This is a genomic window from Streptomyces sp. GL_141 (assembly GCF_057834385.1).
This window is the reverse complement of record NZ_CM174402.1, coordinates 8,655,877-8,676,676: the sequence shown is the minus strand read 5'-3', so window position 1 is coordinate 8,676,676 and position 20,800 is coordinate 8,655,877. Positions and strand designations below refer to the sequence as shown.

Genomic DNA, 20,800 nt, shown 5'->3' with positions numbered 1-20,800 from the left:
GCTGAGCGCGGGTGGATCAGAGGGGTTCCAGGTCGAGGAAGGCCGCGGGGGACGGTTCGCCGGCGCCCGGGGTGCCGGGGAGGGCCTGTTCCGCCCAGATGACCTTGCCGTCGGGCGTGTAGCGGGTGCCCCAGTGGTCGCTGAGCTGCGCCACCAGGAACAGGCCGCGCCCTCCCTCGTCCGTGGTGGCGGCGAAGCGCGCGTGCGGGGCACTGTTGCTGCCGTCCCACACCTCGCAGGTCAGGGTGCGGGCGTGCAGCAGCCGTACCCGGACCGGTGCGCTGCCGTGCCGCAGGGCGTTGGTGACCAGTTCGCTGAGGATCAGCTCGGTGGCGAAGCCGAGCTCCGACAGGCCCCAGTCGTCGAGCTGCTTGACCGCGACGCTCCGCATGGCGGCGACCGCGCTGGGCTCGAACGGCATGTCCCACTCCGTGACCCGGTCCGGGCCGAGGGTCCGCGTCCGCGCGATGAGCAGCGCCACGTCGTCGGTCGGACGGGCCGGCAGGAGGAGGTCGAGTACGGCCCGGCAGCTCTCCGCCGGGTCCCGGTCCGGGTGGCTCAGCGCCCCGCGGAGCAGTTCCAGGCCCTCGCCGATGTCCCGGGTCCGCTCCTCGATCAGTCCGTCCGTGTACAGGACGAGCTGGCTGCCTTCCGCCAGGTACAGCTCCGCGGTTTCGAACGGGATGCCGCCCAGTCCCAGTGGGGGCCCGGCCGGCAGGTCCACGATGTCGGTCGTGCCGTCGGGAGCGACCACGAGGGGTGGCAGATGCCCTGCCCGCGCCATGGTGCAGCGCTGGGACACCGGGTCGTAGACGGCGTACAGGCAGGTCGCGCCCAGTACGCCGCCGTCCAGGTCGTCGGCGGCCCCGTCGCGGTCGATGCGCTGCACGAGGTCGTCCAGGCGGGCGAGGATCTCGTCGGGCGGCAGGTCGAGGGTGGAGAAGTTGTGCACCGCCGTGCGGAGCCGTCCCATGGTGGCCGCGGCGTGCAGTCCGTGGCCGACGACGTCTCCGACGACCAGCGCGACCCGGCTGCCCGGCAGGGGGATCACGTCGAACCAGTCGCCGCCCACCCCGGACTGGGCGGGCAGGTAGAAGTGCGCCACGTCCACGGCGCTCTGCTCGGGCAGGGCGCGCGGCAGCAGGCTGCGCTGGAGGGTCTCGGCGAGGGCGTGTTCCCGGGTGTAGCGGCGGGCGTTGTCCATGCTGACCGCCGCGCGGGCGACGAGTTCCTCGGCCAGTGACAGCTCGTCCTCGTCGAAGGGCTCCGGCTTCTGCGACCGCCAGAAGTTGACCACGCCGAGCACGACGCCCCGCGCCCTGAGCGGGGCCACGATGAGCGAGTGGATCCCGTAATCGACGATGGCCCGGGCGCGCGGCGGGTCCTGGGCGTGCCAGCCCGGCGCGTCCTCCAGGTCGGGCACGAGCTCCGCTTCGCCCGTGCCGTAGCCGCGCGCCTGGGGGGTGGACGGAAGGAAGTCGATCAGCCACCCGCGCGGGTAGAGGGGGTGGTCGGAGCGGATGCCGCTGACCGCCGTGCGCCGCATGTCGGCGCCGGCGCCGGGTTCGTCGCCGTCGAGCACCGAGTCGGCCAGGTCGACCGTGACGTAGTCGGCGAACCGGGGTACGGCGACGGCGGCGAGTTCCTCGGCCGTCCGCACCACGTCGAGGCTGGTTCCGACGTCGACTCCCGCGTCGTACAACAGCTTGAGCCGTCTGCGGGCCGTGTCCGCCCGGCTCGTCAGGACCCGCATCTCGGTCGAGTCCCGGATGGTGACGACGGCGCCCTCCCGCCGGCCACCGGGGTGGGTGGGCCGCTGGTTGACCACGAGCAGCCGGTCGCCCGTTTCGAGCACCTCGTCGGTGGCCACGCGGCCCGACAGCAGGAGGTCCGCCATCCGGCGGTTCAGGCCGGGCACGTCCCCGACGCTGCGTCCCTCGGCGTCCTCCGGCAGGTCGAGCAGTCGTTTGGCCTCGTCGTTGGCCAGCCGTAGCCGGCCGTCGCCGTCGGTGATCAGCACCCCTTCGCGGACGGCGTGGAGCACCGCGTCGTGGTGCTCGTACATGCGGGTCATCTCCTGCGTACCGAGCCCGTGGGTCTGGCGGCGCAGCCGTCGGCTGATCAGGGCCGTGCCCACGGTGGCCAGGGCCAGGCCGGTCGCGATGGCCAGGAGGATGACCGGGAGCTGACGGTCGACGACACCGGTCACGTTCTTCACCGTCAGGCCCGCCGAGACCAGGCCGACGACCCGGCCGTCGGGCGCCGTGACGGGCACCACCGCCTGGATCTCCTTGCCGAGCGGACCCTCGACGCTCTCGGTGTGGACCTGGCCCGCGAGCGAGGGCTCGATCGTGCCGACGAACCTCTTTCCGATGCGGTCCGGCTGGGGATGGCTGTACCGGATGCCGTTGGTGTCCATCACCACGATGAAGTCGACGCCGGCGTCCTTGCGCGTCGCTTCGGCGAGGGGCTGCAGGACGGCGGACGGGTCGGACGTCTTGAGCGCGTCCTGCAGGCCCAGGGAGTGGGCGAAGGTCTGCGCGACGGCAACCGACCGGTTGCGTGCCTCCCTGTCACTGTCGTGCCGCGACTGGAGCAGCAGGGACAGCAGGGCGCCGGTGGCGAGCAACACCACGATCGCCACCTGAAGGACGAACACCTGTCCGGCGACGCTTCGGAGTCTGTTGCCTAGGAGTGACCGCACCGACACACCAGGCACGGGTGGCAAGGAAGGGTCACGCCCCCAGTTGTAGCACCTCTGGGCGTCCGTGGCCCCCCGGCGGGCAACATCGCGCCCCGGCTTTCACGCGCAAGCGCGGCCACGGGGGTCCGTGCCCGGTCCGAGGTGTGGGATCAGGCCATGGTTCCGTCACCCGGCCGGTCCATCAGGTCCTAGAGTGTGCGCGTGACCGAGCAGAAACCCGAACTCATCGCCGGCCGGTACCAACTGGTCGAACCCATCGGCCAGGGGGGCATGGGCCGGGTCTGGCGCGGTGTCGACCAGCAGCTCTTCGGACGCGAGGTCGCCGTCAAGGAGATCCTCTTCCCGGCGGGGCTGGCCGAGGTCGACCGCGCGACGCTGCTCAGGCGTTTCACCGGCGAGGCGCGCGCGGCGGTCACTCTCAGCCATCCCGGGATCATCACCATCCACGACGTCGTCGAGCACCACGGCGCCCCCGTCATCGTCATGGAGTTCATCCGGGGGCAGTCCCTCGCCGCGGCCATCCGCGAGGAGGGCCGGCTGCCCGTGCGGCGGGTGGCGGAGATAGGGGCCGCCCTGCTCGGCGCGCTCGCCGAAGCGCACGACGCGCGGATCGTCCACCGCGACATCAAGCCGGACAACGTGCTCCTGGGCAAGGACCGCGTCGTCCTCACCGACTTCGGCATCGCCCACCTGGCGGACGCCACGACCAAGCTCAGCCAGAGCGGGACCGTCATCGGCACCCCGCACTACATGCCCCCGGAGCAGTTGGAGGGCAAGCGCCCGACCCCCGCGAACGACCTGTGGGCGCTCGGTGCCACCCTTTACCACGCCGTCGAGGGACGCCCGCCGTTCGAGGCCGACGGGCTCCACGCCCTTGCCGTAGCCGTCTTCACCCGCCCGCACCGGCCGCCGAAGCACGCCGGCCTGCTGGCGCCCGTACTGGACGCGCTCCTGACGAAGGACCCGGCGCAGCGCATCGGCGCCGCCGAGGCCGCCGAACTGCTGGCCTCGGCGCTGCGGTCCTCCGGGTCCCGGACGGACACGGCCGCGAAGGCCGTACCGCACGAGTCCCACGAGTCCGTACCGGCACCCGGCCCGGAGGCGGCGACGGAGCACGCTCCGGCGCCGACCGTGCGGGAAGCGGAGCTGCCTGTCTCCTCTCCCCTGCCGACGCCCGCGGCCGAGGAACCGGCGCCCACGGCCGAGGAACCGGCGAACGCCCCCGATGCCCTTCGCCGGCCCGTGCCGGATCCGCCGACCTCCCCGCCCGTGGCCGTGCCCCCGGCCGAGGATCTGATCTCGCTCGGCTGGTCGGACCGGCGGGGGCGGGACGAGGGTGCGTCCACCCGGCGGCGCGCCCTGACGCGGCGCTCCGCCGTTGTGGGGGTCGCCATGGTCACGCTCGCGGCCGGCTCCGTTCTGACCTGGCAGTTGAACCGTGACACCTCGCGCGGCGGCGGGACGACCACAGGCGGCTCCGCGGCCTCCGCCGTCACGGTGGTCATCGGGGTGGACGCACCGCTCAGCGGCGGCCTGTCGGCCATGGGGGTCGGCATGAAGAATTCCGCCGACCTGGCGGTCAAGACCTCCAACAGCACCGGGCACGTCCCCGGCGTGAACTTCGAGATCAAGGCTCTGGACGACGAGGGCAGTCCCGCCAAGGGCCGGCCGAACGCCGCGCAGTTCATCGACGACCCGAAGGTGCTCGGCATGGTCGGGCCCCTCACCTCCGGGGTCGCCAAGACCATGGCGGAACCGCTCGGACGGGCGAACCTCGTCAACGTGTCGCCGGCCAACACCGACCCCGTGCTGACACTGGGCCCCGACTGGGCCAAGGGATCGAAGTCCCGCCCCTTCACGTCCTACTTCCGGACCGTCGCCACGGACGTGGACCAGGGGCCGTTCGCCGCCCGGTACCTCCACGGCGAGGCCGGGAAGAGGAAGCTCTACCTCATCGACGACGGCAGCGCCTACAGCAGCGGCCTCACGTCCGGTTTCGGTACGGCGTTCGCGAAGCTCGGCGGAACCGTCGTGGGGACGGACCTGATCGATCCCGCGCAGGAAGACTTCTCCTACCTGGCACCCCAGATCCGGGCCTCCGGCGCCGACGCCGTGTACTTCGGCGGCTACTACGACACCGCCGGGCCGCTCTCCTCGCAGCTCAAGCAGGCGGGCGTGAGCGTCCCCCTGATGGGCGGCGACGGCATCTTCGACCAGCAGTTCCTCACGAAGAACACGAAGGCCGAGGGCGACCTCGCCACGGGCATCGGCGTTCCCGCCGAGGACCTGGCCAAGGGACGGGACTTCCTCGAGCGGTACGAGGAGGCCGGGTACCCGGAGGCGGCCGGTTCCTACGGTCCCTACGCGTACGACGCGACCTGGGCCGTCATCGAGGCGGTGAAGGCGGTGGTGGAGGACAACGGCGGGGCCCTCCCCACGGACGCCCGGGCGAAGATGTCGCAGGCCGTGTCGGGGCTGGCGTTCGACGGCGTCACCGGTCGCGTTGCCTTCGACGCGTACGGCGACACGGTCAACCGCCAACTGACGGTGTACGCGGTGAAGGGCGGCAGCTGGACGACCGTGAAGAGCGGCCCCGGTACCCCCTGACCGTCCCGGACGCGCCGGAGGCGCCGTGGCTCCCCCCTTGGCAGCCACGGCGCCTCCTGTCCCTGCCGAGCGGCCTACAGCCGCTGCCAGAGCGCCGGGACCACGGGCGGCTCCCAGCCCGTCTGGGCCTGGTGGCCCTGGATGCAGCGGTAGCTCGCGCCGCCGTAGGTGACGGTGGCGCCGGCCGCGTAGACGGAGCCGGCCTTCCAGGTGCCGCCGGGCTCGGGGTTACCCGGGCCGGGGCCCGGGCCCGGGTCGTTTCCGGTGACCTTGAGGGTCAGGCCGTAGGCGGACAGGATCGGGTTCAGCGGCTGGAAGAAGGTGGTACCGCCGCTGGAGCAGTTGCCGGAGCCGCCCGAGGTCACGCCCTGGGCCTGGCTGCCGGAGATGTAGGAGCCGCCGGAGTCACCGGGCTCGGCGCAGACCGTCGTACGGGTGACGCCGGAAATGGTGCCCTCGGGGTAGGTGACGCTGGTGTTGTGCTGCTGGATGGTCCCGCAGTGCCAGCCGGTGGTCGATCCGGAGCGGCACACCGAGGCCCCGACGGGTTGCAGCACCGAACCGGTGACCTGCACGTTCGCCCCGCCGCTGCCCTTGACGTAGGGGGTGGAGGTCCAGTTGGCGTTCGCCGCGACCCAGGCCATGTCGTTGCCGGGGAAGACGGAGGCCTGGAAGGAGCCCTGGGCGACCTGGTTGAAGCCGCTGGTCGTCGTCCCGGCCCGCCCGCAGTGCCCGGCGGTGGCGAAGCCGTTCACCGTTCCCTTGGTGACCGGGAAGCCCACCGAGCAGCGGCCGCTGCCGTTCATGTAGTACGCGTCCCCGCCGCGCAGGTCGTACAGCGGGCGCGGGGCCTCGGCGGTACGAACCACCGTGACCAGTGCCGCGTCGGTCCCGGTGGCCGCCAGCAGGGCGCCCGCGGCCCCGGGCCGGGTCTCCTCGACGACGAGGGTGTTCCCGCGCGGGTCGACGTAGCGGACCGGGGTCCCGGCGGTGGCGGCCCGGTCCAGCGCGGCCTTCGCGGAGTCCAGGTCGGCCAGGGAGCGGCCGACCAGCTTCGCCCGGGCCCCGGTGGCGCGTATCGCGGCGGTGTCGGCGGCCCGGGTGGTGGCCACGGTCAGGGTCCCCGCGTCGGCGCCGTCCAGCCAGGCTCCGGCGAAGGCCGCGCCGAGCCGGGCCTGCAGCCGGGCGGCGGTGGCCCCCGCCTCGGCCTCGTGGGCCAGCCGGGCCTTGGCCTGTGTGGGGGTCAGGCCGAGGTCGCGCTGCATGGCGGTGAGCAGCTCGGAGGGAGCGTCGGCGGTGCGCAGGGTGGCGGTGGCCGACTGCTGCGGGCGCACGGTGTCGGCGGAGTCCGCGGGGGCGGCGGTGGCAACGGCGCCGGTGGCGGCCAGCAGCAGCCCGGCGGCGGCCAGGGCGGTACACGCCGCGCGGGCGTGTCGCTTGAGCATGGGGGATCTCCTCGGTTCGGTGGGGGTCAGCGACACCGTAGGAATCCGAACGCTCCAGCGGGAGCTGCCGGTTGGCCCCTCCCCTGGTGTTATGGCCACGCGGCGGGCGCCCGCGCCGGACCCCTCCGCCCTACGCCCGTTCCGCCAGCGCCGTGGCGTCCGCGGCCGCGGACGACCGGGCCAGGGCGTCCGTGTGCGCGTCCCGGGCGTGCTCCAGCACCGCGGCCGCCCGGGCGGCCGCCCGGCCCCCCGGATGCCAGCCGAGCAGGTGCCTCCACACCAGCGGGCTCCCGGCGAGCGGCCGGGTCACCAGCCCGGGGGTCACGGGGAAGGTCGCCCGGCACAGCCCCACGGCCCGCCCGACCTGGACGAGGTGCACGCACGAAGCCGTGTCCGTCTCGTACACGCACGCCGGGGTGAATCCGGCGCGCACGCACGCCGCCGCGAAGCAGTCCCCGAAGCATCCGTCGCCCGGTACGTCGGTCCAGGCCTCGGCGGCCAGTTCCGCCAGCTCGATCCACGGCCGCTGCGCCAGCGGGTGGTCCTCGGCCAGCATCACGTGCACCGGGTCCCGCGCCACCTCCCTCCACGCGAGCCGCCCCGGCTCCGGCGGGGCGCTCTCCCCGCACACCCCGACCAGGGCGAAGTCCAGCCTGCCGGCGGCCACGCCCCCGGCGACCTCCCGTTCCGACCACGAGGTGTAGGTGGTCACCGGCACCCCGGGCTCCTGCCGGACGATCCGGTCCACGAGTCCGCCCAGCAGCGGCCCGTGCGTCCCCCCGAGCCGGTAGCCGACCGTGCCCTGCCGGGCGAAGCGCACCGCCTCCTCCTGGAGCTCGCACACGGCCGGCAGCACGACGCGGGCCCGTTCCAGCACCAGCTCCCCGAGCGCGGTGGCCCGTACGCCCTCCCGCCCCCGGACGAAGAGCGGGCCGTCCAGCGCCCGCTCGATCCTCTTGAGCTGGGTGCTCAGAGCGGGCTGGGTGAGCCCCAGCACGGTGGCCGCGCGGGTCAGGCTGCCGGCGTCGGCGACGGCTCTGACGATCTTGAGGTGCCTCAACTCCAGATCCATGCCCCGAGCTTGGTCCAGACCTGTGGGCATGCGCTACGGGTCTGCCGCATGCGGAATCGACGAGAGCCGGTGCCGCAGGCGGGCCGGGACCACCGCGTCGAACCCGGCGTCGGTGTTTGCCCTGCTCAGGGGGTGCGATGCTTCATACCCGCCGGCAGTGGGCCGGCGCGATGAAAGGCGGCGTCCCATGGCAGCAGGATTCTCGGACTGGAAGGTCAACCGGCAGTACGCGGAGAACGACCGGGTCGTTCATTTCGGCAAGCAGTACCGGTGCCTGGTGACGCACAAGTCCAATTCCGCGAGCAACCCGGCCACGGCCGTCAAGATGTGGCAGCCCTACGCCGGTTGAGCCGCCCGCGGCCTGCGGCCTCGCTCGCCGCACGCACGCACCGGATCCGGATTGGGAGCGCTCTCATCCCGCGGCCCGTCCCGGCGCTAGGCTGTAGACGATCCGGCGACGGCACAGGTCAGCACCACCCTGCGCGGCGCCGCCCCCGTCGACGAGGAGCGACCGCCTTGCCCGAGCAGTCCCCCGGGTACCGCCCCACCCTGGAAGCCGTCGCGGCGCGAGCGGGGGTCTCCCGGGCCACCGCCTCGCGGGTCGTCAACGGGGGCGACGGGGTCCGCAAGCCGCTGGTCGACAAGGTGCTCCGGGCGGTCGACGAGCTCGGCTACGTCCCCAACCACGCGGCCCGGACGCTGGTGACGCGGCGGACCGGCGCGGTGGCCGTCGTCATCGCGGAGCCCGAGGTGCGGATCTTCTCCGACCCCTTCTTCTCCCAGCAGATCCGGGGCATCAGCAAGGAGCTGACCGCCCACGACACCCAGCTCGTGCTGCTGCTCGTGGAGGGGCCAGGCGACTTCGACCGGATCACCCGGTACCTGTCCGGCGGGCACGTGGACGGCGCGCTCGCCTTCTCGCTGCACACGGACGACCCGCTGCCCGCGATCACCCGGCGAGCCGGGATTCCGACCGTGTTCGGGGGCCGGCCCGGCTGGACCGCCGACCCCGGCGAACGGGCCGTTCCGTACGTCGACGCCGACAACCGGGGCGGGGCCCGGGTCGCCGTGCAGTACCTGCGGGACCTCGGGCGGGAGCGGATCGCGCACATCGGCGGGCCTCCCGACCAGACCTCGGCGATCGACCGCCTCGACGGCTACCGGGACGTCCTGCTGGACATGGATCCGACGCTCGTCGCCGAGGGCGCCTTCACCGTGGACAGCGGGGCGCGGGCGATGGCCGAGCTGCTGGAACGGCGGCCCGACCTGGACGCGGTGTTCGTCGCGAACGACCTCATGGCGTCCGGGGCGCTACGGGTCCTGCGCGAGCGCGGGATCGCGGTGCCGGAGCAGGTGGCGGTGGTCGGGTTCGACGACATGGATCCGGTGGCCAAGGAGACCGACCCGCCACTGACCACCGTCAGCCAGGACATCGAGGGCCAGGGGCGGCTGATGGCACGGCTCCTGCTGCGCACCCTCGACCGCACGGGGAACGGGGCGGCACCGGACTCGGTGATCACCCCGACCATGCTGGTCCGGCGCGCCTCGGCCTGAGCCCTGACGTACGCGTAAGCGCACTTGCGCGTACGGCGGGCCTCCGCCCGAGGAGCCGGAGACCCGCCGCATCGATCGTGCCCGTGCGTCCGCTTCAACGCGCAGGGGACTACGCGTACGGGATCCTCAGCACCGCCGCGTCCGTGCCCGTCTGCACCTGCGACGTGCCGTTGCCCAGCGCGTTCCAGATCTCCAGGCGGACGGTGCCGTTCTTGAGTTCGCCCAGGCTGCCGGTGACGGCCTGCGCGCCGACCGCCTGCGTGTACTCCTCCCAGCCCGCGACCGGGTCGGTGGCGAAGTACCGGAAGGTTTCGGTGCGGTCGAAGGTGCCGTCACCGGTCAGGTCGTAGCTGACCCGGACCTGCGGGGCGAGCCCGACCTTGGTTCCCGCGTCCACCCGGAGGCGGAACGCGGTGGCGGCCCCGGCGGAGACCTTGCCGTTGACCTGCTTCGCCTCGTAGACGGTCGGCCGGTACGGGGTGCCGTCCCGGTTCACGCCGTCGGCCGAGGCCAGGGTGTCCACGCCGGCCGGGTCGGTGGTGGCGGTGGTGAGGACGCCGCCGGACTTGAGGCGGAAGGTGTTGCCGGTGGACGGGCCCGGCTCCTCCGGGTCGGGGTCTCCGCCGCCGGGGCCGGTACCCGTGACCGTCGAACGGGCCGGAACGGAAAGGGTTTTGCCGTCGGAGAAGGTCACCGTACGGGTGGTGGGGCCGTGGTTGTGCGCGGTGTAGGTGCGGGTTCCGTTCTTGGTGAAGACGGCGGAGGTGGGCAGGTCTCCGCTGACCGTCATGTCCGGTGCGCCCAGTGTGTCGAGGGTGTTGATCCAGTGGTAGGTGTGGGCCTTGGACTCACCCTGTTCGGGGGTGTAATTGCCGTTCACGCCGTCCCACTTGGCCTTCGCCGACGCCGGATCGGTCAGCGCCTCGAACTCCCAGAGCAGGTCGCGCCACTCCTGGGCCGGGCCGCCGTTCTCGCGCTCCATCTCGGCGATGTTCCGGGTGATGGCGGCCTTCTCACGGGCCAGGTGGAGTGAACCTCCGGTCACGGGAAGGACGTTGATGCCGTGGATCTCCTCCGGGTTGGCGGTCCACCAGGTGGAGTACGCGGCGCCGCTGCCCCAGACCATGCCGACCGTGCCGTACTTGTACGAGGCGGGGAAGACCTGCTCGCTCGCGTCGAACCAGTACTGGGTGATCGCCTCGGACTCCGTCGTCAGCAGGTAGCTGCCGAGGTCGCGGAGCGAGGTGTCGCCGGTCGCCGCACCCCAGAGCACGAGGCCCGCGCTGAGGTTGATCGACTCCGACGAGGACTCCTGGTTGTTGCCGGCCGCGAAGCCCTGGTGGCCGGAGGCCCAGCTGTGGCCCGCGTACACGTCGAAGCCGCGCAGGAAGGGGTACGCCGCGTCGGTGCGGCTCGGGTTGGCCGTGTCGCGGATCAGGTGCTTCACCATCGCGCCCCAGGCCGGGTCGGCCGCCCAGGCCTGGTCGTACTGGGCGATGATCGCCGCCGCGTAGACGTAGTAGCTGTAGTGGAAGTGGTGGTCGTTGAGCTCGGTGTCGCTGCCGTACGAGGCCGGGTAGCCGGTGAGGGTCTTCCAGTCCTTGTCGTAGCTGAACTCGCCCGCCCCGCCCGCCGTGAACCACTCCTGGAGCCGGCCCTTCATCAGGCCGAGGAGCTTGTCGCGGACCGCGGTCTGGCCGATCTGGTCGGCGACGGGCACCAGTTGGGCGAGCCGGCCGAGCGCCTTGCCCGTCCAGTAGGTGTCGGTGGCCCCGGAGAACGGGTCGGAGGCGTTCGCGACCTCGTTGAGGTAGCCGGTCAGCCGGGCCCGGTCGACGCCGCTGGAGGCGGGCAGGGCGGGCACCACGCCGTTGTTCTTCTGGCTGGTGGTGAAGGAGGCGGACTCGCGCACCTTCATGGTGCCGCGCGGCGAGACGTACGTGTACGGGGTCAGCGCGTCGGTGGTGTGCAGCCACTGGTGGCGGTAGAGGGCCTGGAGCGTGCCGCGCTCGGTGCCCTCCTTCGCCTCCGTGGTCAGGGTGTAGGTCGCCCGGACGTCGCCGCCGGCGTTCTGCCAGGCCACCTGGGAGCCGGTGACGAAGCTGAACGCGTACGTGCGGTAGGTCGCGAGCGCGTCCGTGGAGGGCAGGACGGCGAGCGAGAAGTAGTCCTTGCCCGCGAGTCCGGCGGTGATCGTGGTGCCGGAGACGTTCCAGTCGGCGCCGGTCGGGGCGAAGAGGGCGTAATGGTGACCGGCGATCGTGATGCCGATGACGTTGCCGTTGTCGGCGAAGACGGTGGGCGTGGAGGCGGTCGTGACGCGGGCGTCGCCGCCGGAGCCCTTGGCGTATACGAACGGCATGCCGTGGCCGATGGTGGCCCGGAACGTGCGGGAGCCGTCCGCCCAGTACGGGGTGACCGTCCAGTCCGACCAGGCGTCGGCCTTGGTGTCGGGAGAGTTCAGGCCGGTGAGGCCGACGGTGAGGTCGGCCTTGTGCGCGTACTCGTACTGCCGGCCGTCGCCGACGATCGCGGGCGCGGTCGGGTAGCCGACCTCCAGGCCGGAGGCCTTGGCCTGATACGTGAGGGGGTGCCCGTACATGGGCGTGGAGTACGGGTTGTCGCCGTAGCGCTGGTAGGCGAGCGAGGTCCACCAGTCGTTGGTCGGGACCGGCTTGTCGCGGGCGGCGGCGGTGAGTTTGGGGGTGACGGGGGCACCGGTGTTCGTCGTGGGTCCGGACGTACCGGCGGGGCGGGTGTCGGTGTAACTGCCGGAACCCGCGGGGATGGTGGCGGCGGCCGCGGGGGAGGCGGCGGGGCCCAGGCCGACGGCGGCCAGGGCGATGGCCAGGAGCGTCGCCGCGGCAGGTCTGGAGAGGGAGGCTTGCACGAAACAGCACCTCGATCACGTGGGGGGAAGAGCGCGTTCGAGAGCGCTCTCAAGTGCCATGGAACGTAAATCTCCTGAAACCTAAGTGTCAAGATGGCCCACGTAACGGGCAGTTGATCGTAACGCCAAGCTGTTATGTGTTCGAGTCTTGACGGAGGGCAGGCGGTGGGGGACGCTCCAGACGCATCTAGTGAGAGCGCTCTCAACGAAAGAACGCTCGGTTCATCCCGAAGTCAAGGGAGGCTTCCCATGCCCATCGCCCGAGCCGCCAAGAGAGCCACAGCCCGCCTCGGCGCGGTCGTTCTCGCAGGGGCCCTCCTCGCCGCCTGTGGATCCGGCGCCTCACCGGACTCCTCCGACGGCGCGGGCGGAAAGGTCACCCTCACGGTCGACCTCTTCGGATCCTTCGGCTTCAAGGAGGCCGGGCTCTACGAGGAGTACCAGAAGCTCCACCCCGAGGTGACGATCAAGCAGAGCGACACCCAGGACGAGGCGGACTACTGGAAGTCGCTCCAGACCCGCCTCGCGGGCGGCGGCGGTCTCGCGGACGTGCAGGGCGTCGAGGTGGGCCGGATCGCGTCGGTCACCCAGCAGCAGGCCGACAAGTTCCACGACCTGAAGGCGTTCGGGGCCGACAAGCTCAAGGGCCAGTTCGCCGAGGCCAAGTGGTCGGCGGCGACCACGAAGGACGGCAAGATCCTCGGCCTCGGCACGGACGTGGGCCCCGAGGCCATGTGCTACCGCACCGATCTCTTCCAGCAGGCCGGTCTCCCCACCGACCGCGAGGAGCTCGCGAAGAAGTGGTCCACGTGGGAGGGCTACCTGGAGCTGGGCAAGGAGTACAAGAAGAAGGCACCCGCCCAGAGCGCCTGGCTGGACAGCATCGGATCCCTCTACGGGATCATGATCGGCCAGGAGAAGGAGCGGTATTACAACGCCGCCGGCGAGATGATCTACGAGAAGAACCCGGCGGTCAGAACGGCCTGGGACACCTCCGTGAAGGCGGCCGAGGCCGGTCTGAGCGCCAAGCTCGACCAGTGGTCCCCGCAGTGGAACCAGGCATTCGCCGCCGGTTCGTTCGCCACCATCCCGTGCCCGGCCTGGATGCTCGGCTACGTCAAGGCCCAGGCCGGTGCCGCCGGCCAGGGCAAGTGGGACATCGCCAAGCTGCCCGGCGGTGCGGGCAACTGGGGCGGCTCGTACCTCTCCATCCCGCGTGCGGCCAAGCACAAGGAGGAGGCGTACAAGCTGATCGAGTGGCTCACCGCGCCCGAGCAGCAGGCGAAGGTCTTCCAGAAGCAGGGCAACTTCCCCTCCTCGACGGGCGCGATCGCGCAGATCGCGGACGCCAAGGACGCGTACTTCTCGGGCGCCCCGATCGGTCAGATCTTCGGTGACGCGGCCAAGTCGTCCCCGGTCCAGGTCCTGGGCGTGCACGACCAGAACGTGATGCAGCAGCTGACGAACGCGCTGAGCGAGGTCGAGCGCAAGGGAGTCCCGTCGGACACGGCGTGGGAGACGGCGAAGAAGGGCGTGGCGAACGTGACCGGCTGACGCCGGTCGCGGGGCCGGCCGCACCGGCCCCGCTCGCGTCCCCGCAATCCCTCCCGCCCCGATTCCGAAGGGCCGCATCGTGTCCCCCACCTCCACCGCGAAGGCCGGGCCCCGCCCTGCCGGATCCGGGACCGGGTCCGGTCCCGGATCCGGTCCCGGGACCGACCCGGGCGACGGTCCGGCAGCCGCTCTCCGGCGCACCTGGCGCAAGGCCTCCCCGTACGCCTACATCGCCCCCTTCTTCACCCTGTTCCTCGCTTTCGGCCTCTTCCCGCTCCTCTACACGGCGTTCGTCTCCCTCTACCGCGTCGAGCTCCAGACGAGCGGTGACATGCAGTGGCGGGGCATCGCCAACTACACGGCCCTCTTCGGCGACGAGTACTTCTGGATCTCGCTGCGCAACACCTTCACCATCGGCGTGCTGTCCACCGTGCCGCAGCTCGCGATGGCACTGGGCCTGGCCCACTTGCTCAACTACAAGCTGCGCGGCCGGACGTTCATCAGGACCGCGGTCCTGCTCCCCTACGCGACGTCCGTCGCCGCCGCCACGCTGGTCTTCGCGCAGCTCTTCGGCCGTGACTTCGGGCTGATCAACTACGTGATCGGACTCATCGGTGTCGGCCCGGTGGACTGGCAGACCGGCACGGTCGCCTCGCAGATCGCCGTTTCGACGATCGTGATCTGGCGCTGGACCGGTTACAACGCGCTGATCTACCTGGCAGGCATGCAGTCGATCCCGCACGAGCTGTACGAGGCCGCGGGGATCGACGGGGCGTCCCGCTGGCGCCAGTTCATCCACGTGACCCTTCCCGGACTGCGGCCGACCATCGTCTTCACGGTGATCATTTCGACGATCGGCGCGACCCAGCTCTTCGGTGAGCCGCTGCTGTTCGAGGGGTCGATGTCCGGCGGCATCTCGCACCAGTACCAGACCCTCGGCCTGTACATGTACGAGCAGGGCTGGGGCTTCTTCCACCTGGGGCGGGCCGCGGCCATCGCCTGGGTGATGTTCGTCCTGATCGTGGTGCTCGTCGGGGTCAACGCCCTGATCGCACGCCGCCGCGCACGCAAGGAGGCCGGCCGATGACCGCGCTCGCCCCACCGCCGACCGCCCCCCGCAAGCGCCGCCCTCCGCAGGAGCGGCCCGGCAGGCACGCCTGGCTCCGCAAGGGCGACGGGGCCGGGAGGACGATGACGGGCGGCTGGCTCGCCTACCTCATCCTCGGCATCGCACTGCTGATCTCGGCGTTCCCCTTCTACTGGACGATCGTCGCGGCCAGCCGGTCCAACGCGGACCTGGCGCAGGTGCCGCCGAGCCTGCTGCCCGGCCCGAACCTGATGAAGAACTTCGAGGCGGTCCTCGAAGAGGCCGACATCGGCAAGGCGCTCCTGAACTCGCTGATCGTCTCCGGGTCCATCACCGTGGGCACGGTGCTCTCCTGCACGCTGGCAGGCTTCGCCTTCGCCAAGCTGAAGTTCCGGGGCCGGGGCGCACTGCTGACCCTGACGATCGGGACGATGATGATCCCGCCGCAGCTCGGTGTGATTCCGCTGTTCATGCTGATCGCCGAACTCCAGTGGGTGAACCAGCTCCAGGCGGTGATCCTGCCGGGTCTGGTGTCGGCCTTCGGGGTGTTCTTCATGCGCCAGTACCTGATCCAGTCGCTGCCCGACGAACTGATCGAGGCGGCCCGCGTGGACGGGGCCTCCACAGCCCGCATCTTCTGGTCGATCGTGATCCCGATCGCGCGGCCGGGGATGGCGGTGCTCGGGATGCTCACGTTCATGACGGCGTGGAACGACTTCTTCTGGCCGGTCATCGCGCTGTCCTCGCAGGAGCCGACCGTGCAGGTCGCGCTGCGCCAGCTCGGCGGCGGCTACGTCAACGACCAGTCGGTCATCATGGCCGGCACCCTGCTCGGCACGCTGCCGGTGCTGCTCGTCTTCGGCCTGCTGGGCCGGCAGATCGTCGGCGGCATCATGCAGGGAGCGGTGAAGGGCTGACGCGTTCCTGCCGTGCGGCCAGGGTCTCCGGCCACCGGCCACCGGCCACCGGCGAGAGCCCGGCCCCACCAGCCCCACATGAACATCCCCCTCCCTCCTACTTCCTGGAGTGTCCGTCTCATGACCGCTGTCGATGCCCGCCCGGCGACCTCCACGGGCACCCGCCCCGGGACCGGGACGGGGCTCCGCTTCCCCACCGGATTCCGCTGGGGCACCGCCACCGCCGCCTACCAGATCGAGGGGGCGGCCGCCGAGAACGGCCGGACGCCGTCCATCTGGGACACCTTCAGCCGCACGCCCGGCAAGGTCCGCAACGGTGACACCGGTGACATCGCCGCCGACCACCTGCACCGGATGCCCGACGACGTGAAGCTGATGAAGGAGCTCGGCGTCACGGACTACCGGTTCTCCGTCTCCTGGCCCCGGGTCCAGCCGACGGGGCGGGGCCCGGCCGTGGAGCGCGGCCTGGACTTCTACCGCCGCCTGGTGGACGAGCTGCTGGCGCACGGCATCAGGCCGGTCGCGACGCTCTACCACTGGGACCTCCCGCAGGAGCTGGAGGACGCGGGCGGCTGGCCGGAACGGGACACCGCACACCGGTTCGCGGAGTACGCGGGCCTGGTGGCCCGGGCGCTGGGCGACCGGGTGTCGACCTGGACGACGTTGAACGAGCCCTGGTGCGGGGCGTTCCTCGGGTACGGGAACGGGGTCCACGCCCCCGGCCGCACCAGCAACCTCGCCGCGCTGCGCGCGGCCCACCACTTCAACCTGGCGCACGGCGGCGCGGCCCGCGTCCTGCGTGACCGTCTCCCGTCCACGGCCGAGATCTCCCTGACCCTGAACCTCCACGCCCTGCGCCCGCTGACGGACAGCGCGGCGGACCGGGACGCCGTGCGCCGGATCGACGCGGTCGCGAACCGGATCTTCGTGGACCCGGTCTTCCACGGGCGGCTGCCACAGGACCTGGTCGAGGACACGGCGGGGGTGACGGACTGGTCGTTCGTCCGGGACGGCGACCTGGAGGTCACGTCCACCCCGATCGACTCGCTGGGCATCAACTACTACTCCCCCAGTGTGGTTTCGGCGGGCTCCTCCCCCTCCCCCGCACCCTGGGCGGGCGCCGAGAAGCATGTGGCGTTCACCCCTGCGGCGGGTCCGCGCACGGCGATGGACTGGCCGGTGGACGCGAACGGCCTGTACGAGTTGCTGACCCGGCTGCGCGACGAACTCCCGCACGTCCCGCTCCTGGTGACCGAGAACGGGGCGGCGTACGACGACTACGCGGACCCGGAGGGGCAGGTCCACGACCCGGAGCGGGTGGCGTACCTCGACGCGCACCTGACGGCCGTGCACCGGGCGATCGGGGACGGCGTGGACGTACGCGGCTACTTCCTGTGGAGCCTGCTGGACAACTTCGAGTGGTCGTACGGCTACAGCAAGCGTTTCGGCATCGTCCACGTGGACTTCGCGTCCCAGCGCCGGACGGTGAAGGACAGCGCGCGCTGGTACGCGGAGGTGATCGCGCGGGGCGGGCTGGCGCAGGGCTGAGGGGCTCTCTCCTGCCCGACGGCCCCGGGAACGCCCCGGGGCCGTCGTACGCTCGGGCCGTGCACGAAAACGAGATCAAACTCAAGGCCATCGCCGCGCTCACCGCACTGCGCGCGGACGTCGGCGAAGGCCTCGCCTCCGATCTGCTCGCCGAAGTGACCCCCGGTCACTTCCTGGTACCGGCGGGAGCCGACCCCGAGGAAATCGGCGGCGCCGTGCTCGATCAGCTCTCCGAGCCGCTGAGCGCCCTGGTCAACGGTTTCATCGCCGCCTTCGCGGCAGTCGCCTACGCGTACGACGAAACGGGCGCGGAGCCCGGTACCGACGCGATCCTCCAGGAACTCGCCCTTCGTCTCGCCCGCGAGGACGGCGGCCGGCAGTCGCCCTGACCCCGCGCGTCCCGTGGGGCACCGCCCGTTCTTTGCCGCATGCCGCGTTGCGGCTCGCACACCGGCATCCTGTGGGCCACGGTGGACCTGCCCCGTACCCTGCCTGTTCCGAGGAGACCCGTCATGAACTGGACGCTCGAAGTGGTTCTGGTCCCTGTCACCGATATGGACCGGTCGAAGGAGTTCTACGCGGACAAGGTCGGCTTCACGGTCGATCTCGACAGCGAGGTCGCGCCCGGCATCCGCATCATCCAGCTGACCCCGCCCGGCTCGCGCTGTTCGATCGCGCTGGAGCACGGGATGCCTCCGGCGCCCGGTACGCGCCAGATGGCACCGGGCACGCTGCAAGGCCTGCAGCTCTGCGTCACCGACATCGAGGCCGCACGAGAGGAGCTGACGGCGCGCGGTGTGGAGGTGTCGCCGGTGCGGCACGTGGGCGAGAAGGGCTGGGAGGACGGCAAGGGCGACACCTGGAACTCCTTCCTCACCTTCACCGACCCGGACGGCAACGGCTGGGTGGTCCAGGAAGCGCCCTCGGAACTGTCGGCACGCTGACGGCCGGCGGCAAACGCCGCGGCGACCTCGCCGCGGCGCCGTCGCCGTCGGTCACCGGCCGGGGCCGTGGTGCGTGGTCCGTGGTGCGTGGTCCGCGCTACTCGGGCCGGCAGTGGCGCACGATGGATTCGATCACGTCGTCCAGCCCCGGCCCGGCGGCCTCGGGCGGCAGTACGCCGCTCGCGGCCAGACCGATGTATCCGTGGAGCGGCGCGAAGACCGTCAGCGTGACGCCTTCCAGCGGACCCTGGCGCACCTCGCCCCGTTGCTGTCCGTGGGCGACCAGCTCGAGGAACTGCTCGCCCCAGCGGTGGGCGGCCGTGCCCAGCGCCGTGGACGCCTCAGGGCTGTGCTGGGCCGGGAACATCAGGTCGAGCAGTGCGGCGTTGTCCGTGGCGAAGCCGACGTAGGTCCGGGCCACGGCGTCCAGTTGGGGTGCAGCCACGACCACAGGACCAGTCATGTCACGCACACACACCGACGTCCCCCTTCCCGACCTCTCCGGGAAGCGTGCCGTCGTCACCGGAGCGAGCGACGGCATCGGACTCGGGATCGCCGCCGGACTCGCCTCGGCCGGAGCCGAGGTGCTTCTGCCGGTCCGCAACCCGCGCAAGGGCGAGGCCGCGATCGCCGGGATCAGGCAGACGGGCCCCGGCGCGAACGTATCGCTCCACGCCCTCGACCTGTCCTCGCTCGACTCCGTCGCGGCCCTCGGCGAGACCCTGGGAAGGGACGGGCGTCCGATCCACATCCTCGTCAACAACGCCGGCGTGATGACCCCGCCCGACCGGAAGACGACCGCCGACGGGTTCGAGCTCCAGTTCGGCACCAACCACCTCGGTCACTTCGCCCTGGTGGCACACCTGCTGCCCCTGCTGCGTGCCGGCCGGGCACGCGTGACCTCCCAGATCAGCGTCGCCGCGAACAGCAACGCCATCAACTGGCAGGACCAGCCTGCTCGCCGCGTGCCCCGAGCTCGGTCGCGACAAGGACACCATGGGCGTGCGGCTCATCCGCGCCCTGTCCGCCCGCGGCATCCTGCTCGGGACCGTGCGGCCCCGGACATCTCGGCGGGCCCCCTGCCGAGCAGAAGCTGTACTCCCGCCTTCGCAGCACCGAGGACGCCCGGCGCATCTGGGAAGCCTCCGAAGAGCTGACGAAGATCTCGTATCCCACGGTCCGAGAGGTCGAGTGCCGTCAGACCCAGGGGCGAGCGCGCCGTCAGGCCCAGGGGTCGAGGACCAGTTTGCCGGTGGTCCTGCGGGATTCGAGCTGCCGGAGCACCTTCGGGCCGTCCGCCAGGGCGTGGACCTCCGGGACGCCCGGCGGGTAGACGCCGTCGGCGATCAGGGAACGCAGCTCCGCGAGGAGACCGGCGTAGACCTGCGGTGCCTCGGTGGCCATCGACCCGATGTGGAGGCCCTTGACCTGGACCCGGTGGGTGAACAGCAGGTCGCGGGTGGAGATGTCGGTGTGGCCCGAGGCGGCGCCGAAGACGACGACGGAGCCGGTGACGGGACGGGTCACGGCGAGGCTGTCGCGGAAGGCGGCCTGGCCGACCCCGCCCGCCGCCGCGTGGATGAGTACCGTCTCGCCCCGCTGCATGTCGCCCAGCGGCTTCAGTGCGGCCAGGGCCGTCGCCCAGTTCAGCACGAGGCCGAGGGATTCGGCGTCGCTCCAGCCGTCGGGAACGGGCAGGGCGCCCGCCGCCGGCATGGTCATGTACTGGGCGAAGGCGCCGTAGCCCATGCCGACGACGTGCGTGCCCGGCGGCAGCGGGTTCTCGACACCGGGGCCCGCACCGACGATCTCACCGGCGGCCTCGAAGCCCGCCGTGTACGGCGCGGCCGGGCCGCCGTCGTACGTGCCGTGGGCCTGCATGACGTCGGCGAAGTTGACCCCCGCCGCGCCGACGCGGATCAGGTACTGGCCGGGACCGGCGACGGGGAGGGGATGGTCGAAGGTCAGGATCAGATCCTTCGGACCCTTCAGGGACTGCTGGACGAGAGCCCGCACCAGGGGTGTGTTCGTGGCATGTGAGGGACCGTAGAAGCTTCCCGTAAGCGGGAAGGTCAAGGCCCGCTCCGTGCGGCGCCCAGGAAGGCGTCCAGGGCCGACTGCTGGGCGACCAGGGAGGCGACCCGGTCCGCGAGACGGTCCCGGTAGCCCTCCACCTCGGCGAGGAACTCGGCGCAGACCCCCTTGGGGCTGGTGGAGGGGGTGATGTGGGGCAGGACTTCCCTGATGAGCCGCATGGGCAGGCCGGACTCCAGCAGGAAGCGGATCACGCGGACGCGGTCCAGTACTTCGGTGGAGTAGAGCCGGTACCCGTTCGCGCACCGTTCGGGGGTGATCAGCCCCTCCTCCTCGTAGTGCCTGAGCGCTCGGGCGCTGGCCCCGCTGGCCTGTGCGGCTTCGCCGATCTTCAACGCGTCCATGAGAGGCGCAACGCCCCGCCGGGGCGGGGTGTTCCGGTAG

General features: G+C 71.7%; 16 protein-coding genes and 1 pseudogene. 10 read left to right on the top strand and 7 right to left on the bottom strand.

Translation table 11 applies throughout. The features are described 5' to 3' along the window. Nucleotides 1–16 precede the first annotated feature (16 nt). Nucleotides 17–2,659: a SpoIIE family protein phosphatase gene (locus tag AC3IX6_RS38585; RefSeq protein ID WP_489367966.1), complete on the bottom strand. Its 2,643-nt coding sequence runs from the start codon at nucleotides 2,657–2,659 to the stop codon at nucleotides 17–19. 246 nt (nucleotides 2,660–2,905) lie between these two features. On the opposite strand from AC3IX6_RS38585, the gene AC3IX6_RS38580 reads away from it, so the two are divergent. Beyond that, nucleotides 2,906–5,311: a bifunctional serine/threonine-protein kinase/ABC transporter substrate-binding protein gene (locus AC3IX6_RS38580; protein ID WP_489367965.1), complete on the top strand. Its 2,406-nt coding sequence runs from the start codon at nucleotides 2,906–2,908 to the stop codon at nucleotides 5,309–5,311. 74 nt (nucleotides 5,312–5,385) lie between these two features. Here the strand turns inward: AC3IX6_RS38580 and AC3IX6_RS38575 are convergent, their stop codons facing one another. Further along, nucleotides 5,386–6,756 carry a carbohydrate-binding protein gene (locus AC3IX6_RS38575; RefSeq protein ID WP_489367964.1) on the bottom strand — a complete coding sequence of 457 codons (1,371 nt, stop codon included), beginning with the start codon at nucleotides 6,754–6,756 and terminating at the stop codon, nucleotides 5,386–5,388. Nucleotides 6,757–6,886: 130 nt separating this feature from the next. After that, entirely contained in the window at nucleotides 6,887–7,828 is a 942-nt protein-coding gene (locus tag AC3IX6_RS38570; protein ID WP_489367963.1) for a LysR family transcriptional regulator, read from the bottom strand. Nucleotides 7,829–8,015: 187 nt separating this feature from the next. Between AC3IX6_RS38570 and AC3IX6_RS38565 the strand changes: the two genes are divergently transcribed. Beyond that, a complete protein-coding gene (locus AC3IX6_RS38565) occupies nucleotides 8,016–8,177 on the top strand; it encodes a carbohydrate-binding protein (protein ID WP_389695821.1) in 162 nt (53 codons plus the stop codon). A gap of 167 nt (nucleotides 8,178–8,344) precedes the next feature. Beyond that, nucleotides 8,345–9,382 (top strand): LacI family DNA-binding transcriptional regulator, encoded by a 1,038-nt coding sequence (locus AC3IX6_RS38560; protein ID WP_489367962.1) that lies wholly within the window; start codon nucleotides 8,345–8,347, stop codon nucleotides 9,380–9,382. A 109-nt stretch (nucleotides 9,383–9,491) separates the two neighbouring features. Here the strand turns inward: AC3IX6_RS38560 and AC3IX6_RS38555 are convergent, their stop codons facing one another. Next, entirely contained in the window at nucleotides 9,492–12,272 is a 2,781-nt protein-coding gene (locus AC3IX6_RS38555) for a glycosyl hydrolase (RefSeq protein ID WP_489367961.1), read from the bottom strand. 249 nt (nucleotides 12,273–12,521) lie between these two features. On the opposite strand from AC3IX6_RS38555, the gene AC3IX6_RS38550 reads away from it, so the two are divergent. The 6 genes from AC3IX6_RS38550 (at nucleotide 12,522) to AC3IX6_RS38525 (ending at nucleotide 18,322) form a co-directional block, all read left to right on the top strand. After that, nucleotides 12,522–13,826, top strand: coding sequence for an ABC transporter substrate-binding protein (locus tag AC3IX6_RS38550; RefSeq protein WP_489367960.1), 1,305 nt, complete (start codon nucleotides 12,522–12,524; stop codon nucleotides 13,824–13,826). Nucleotides 13,827–13,905: 79 nt separating this feature from the next. Further along, nucleotides 13,906–14,913: a carbohydrate ABC transporter permease gene (locus tag AC3IX6_RS38545; RefSeq protein WP_489367959.1), complete on the top strand. Its 1,008-nt coding sequence runs from the start codon at nucleotides 13,906–13,908 to the stop codon at nucleotides 14,911–14,913. Beyond that, entirely contained in the window at nucleotides 14,910–15,830 is a 921-nt protein-coding gene (locus AC3IX6_RS38540) for a carbohydrate ABC transporter permease (RefSeq protein ID WP_489367958.1), read from the top strand. The genes AC3IX6_RS38545 and AC3IX6_RS38540 overlap by 4 nt, the downstream gene beginning before the upstream one ends. Before the next feature lie 120 nt (nucleotides 15,831–15,950). Further along, complete coding sequence (locus AC3IX6_RS38535) at nucleotides 15,951–17,378, top strand: GH1 family beta-glucosidase (RefSeq protein WP_489367957.1); 1,428 nt, start codon at nucleotides 15,951–15,953, stop codon at nucleotides 17,376–17,378. A gap of 59 nt (nucleotides 17,379–17,437) precedes the next feature. After that, a complete protein-coding gene (locus tag AC3IX6_RS38530) occupies nucleotides 17,438–17,767 on the top strand; it encodes a hypothetical protein (protein WP_489367956.1) in 330 nt (109 codons plus the stop codon). A gap of 123 nt (nucleotides 17,768–17,890) precedes the next feature. Next, nucleotides 17,891–18,322 carry a VOC family protein gene (locus AC3IX6_RS38525; RefSeq protein ID WP_489367955.1) on the top strand — a complete coding sequence of 144 codons (432 nt, stop codon included), beginning with the start codon at nucleotides 17,891–17,893 and terminating at the stop codon, nucleotides 18,320–18,322. A 97-nt stretch (nucleotides 18,323–18,419) separates the two neighbouring features. Here the strand turns inward: AC3IX6_RS38525 and AC3IX6_RS38520 are convergent, their stop codons facing one another. Then, nucleotides 18,420–18,767: a TetR-like C-terminal domain-containing protein gene (locus AC3IX6_RS38520; RefSeq protein WP_489367954.1), complete on the bottom strand. Its 348-nt coding sequence runs from the start codon at nucleotides 18,765–18,767 to the stop codon at nucleotides 18,420–18,422. 16 nt (nucleotides 18,768–18,783) lie between these two features. On the opposite strand from AC3IX6_RS38520, the pseudogene AC3IX6_RS38515 reads away from it, so the two are divergent. Next, a pseudogene (locus AC3IX6_RS38515) lies at nucleotides 18,784–19,496 on the top strand (SDR family oxidoreductase); the annotation flags it as partial. A gap of 47 nt (nucleotides 19,497–19,543) precedes the next feature. Here AC3IX6_RS38515 and AC3IX6_RS38510 read toward each other — a convergent pair. Together AC3IX6_RS38510 and AC3IX6_RS38505 are read right to left on the bottom strand one after the other, a co-directional pair. Then, the gene (locus AC3IX6_RS38510; protein ID WP_489367953.1) at nucleotides 19,544–20,398 is read right to left on the bottom strand and encodes an alcohol dehydrogenase catalytic domain-containing protein; all 855 of its coding nucleotides are present in this window, start codon (nucleotides 20,396–20,398) and stop codon (nucleotides 19,544–19,546) included. Then, entirely contained in the window at nucleotides 20,395–20,760 is a 366-nt protein-coding gene (locus AC3IX6_RS38505) for a MerR family transcriptional regulator (RefSeq protein WP_489367952.1), read from the bottom strand. The genes AC3IX6_RS38510 and AC3IX6_RS38505 overlap by 4 nt, the downstream gene beginning before the upstream one ends. Between the last annotated feature and the right edge of the window lie 40 nt (nucleotides 20,761–20,800).

Coding starts and splice junctions, on each gene's coding strand:
- AC3IX6_RS38575 (WP_489367964.1), bottom strand. CDS start 6,756: ATGCTCAAGCGACACGCCCGCGCGGCGTGTACCGCCCTGGCCGCCGCC.
- AC3IX6_RS38570 (WP_489367963.1), bottom strand. CDS start 7,828: ATGGATCTGGAGTTGAGGCACCTCAAGATCGTCAGAGCCGTCGCCGAC.
- AC3IX6_RS38565 (WP_389695821.1), top strand. CDS start 8,016: ATGGCAGCAGGATTCTCGGACTGGAAGGTCAACCGGCAGTACGCGGAG.
- AC3IX6_RS38550 (WP_489367960.1), top strand. CDS start 12,522: ATGCCCATCGCCCGAGCCGCCAAGAGAGCCACAGCCCGCCTCGGCGCG.
- AC3IX6_RS38540 (WP_489367958.1), top strand. CDS start 14,910: ATGACCGCGCTCGCCCCACCGCCGACCGCCCCCCGCAAGCGCCGCCCT.
- AC3IX6_RS38535 (WP_489367957.1), top strand. CDS start 15,951: ATGACCGCTGTCGATGCCCGCCCGGCGACCTCCACGGGCACCCGCCCC.
- AC3IX6_RS38525 (WP_489367955.1), top strand. CDS start 17,891: ATGAACTGGACGCTCGAAGTGGTTCTGGTCCCTGTCACCGATATGGAC.
- AC3IX6_RS38505 (WP_489367952.1), bottom strand. CDS start 20,760: ATGGACGCGTTGAAGATCGGCGAAGCCGCACAGGCCAGCGGGGCCAGC.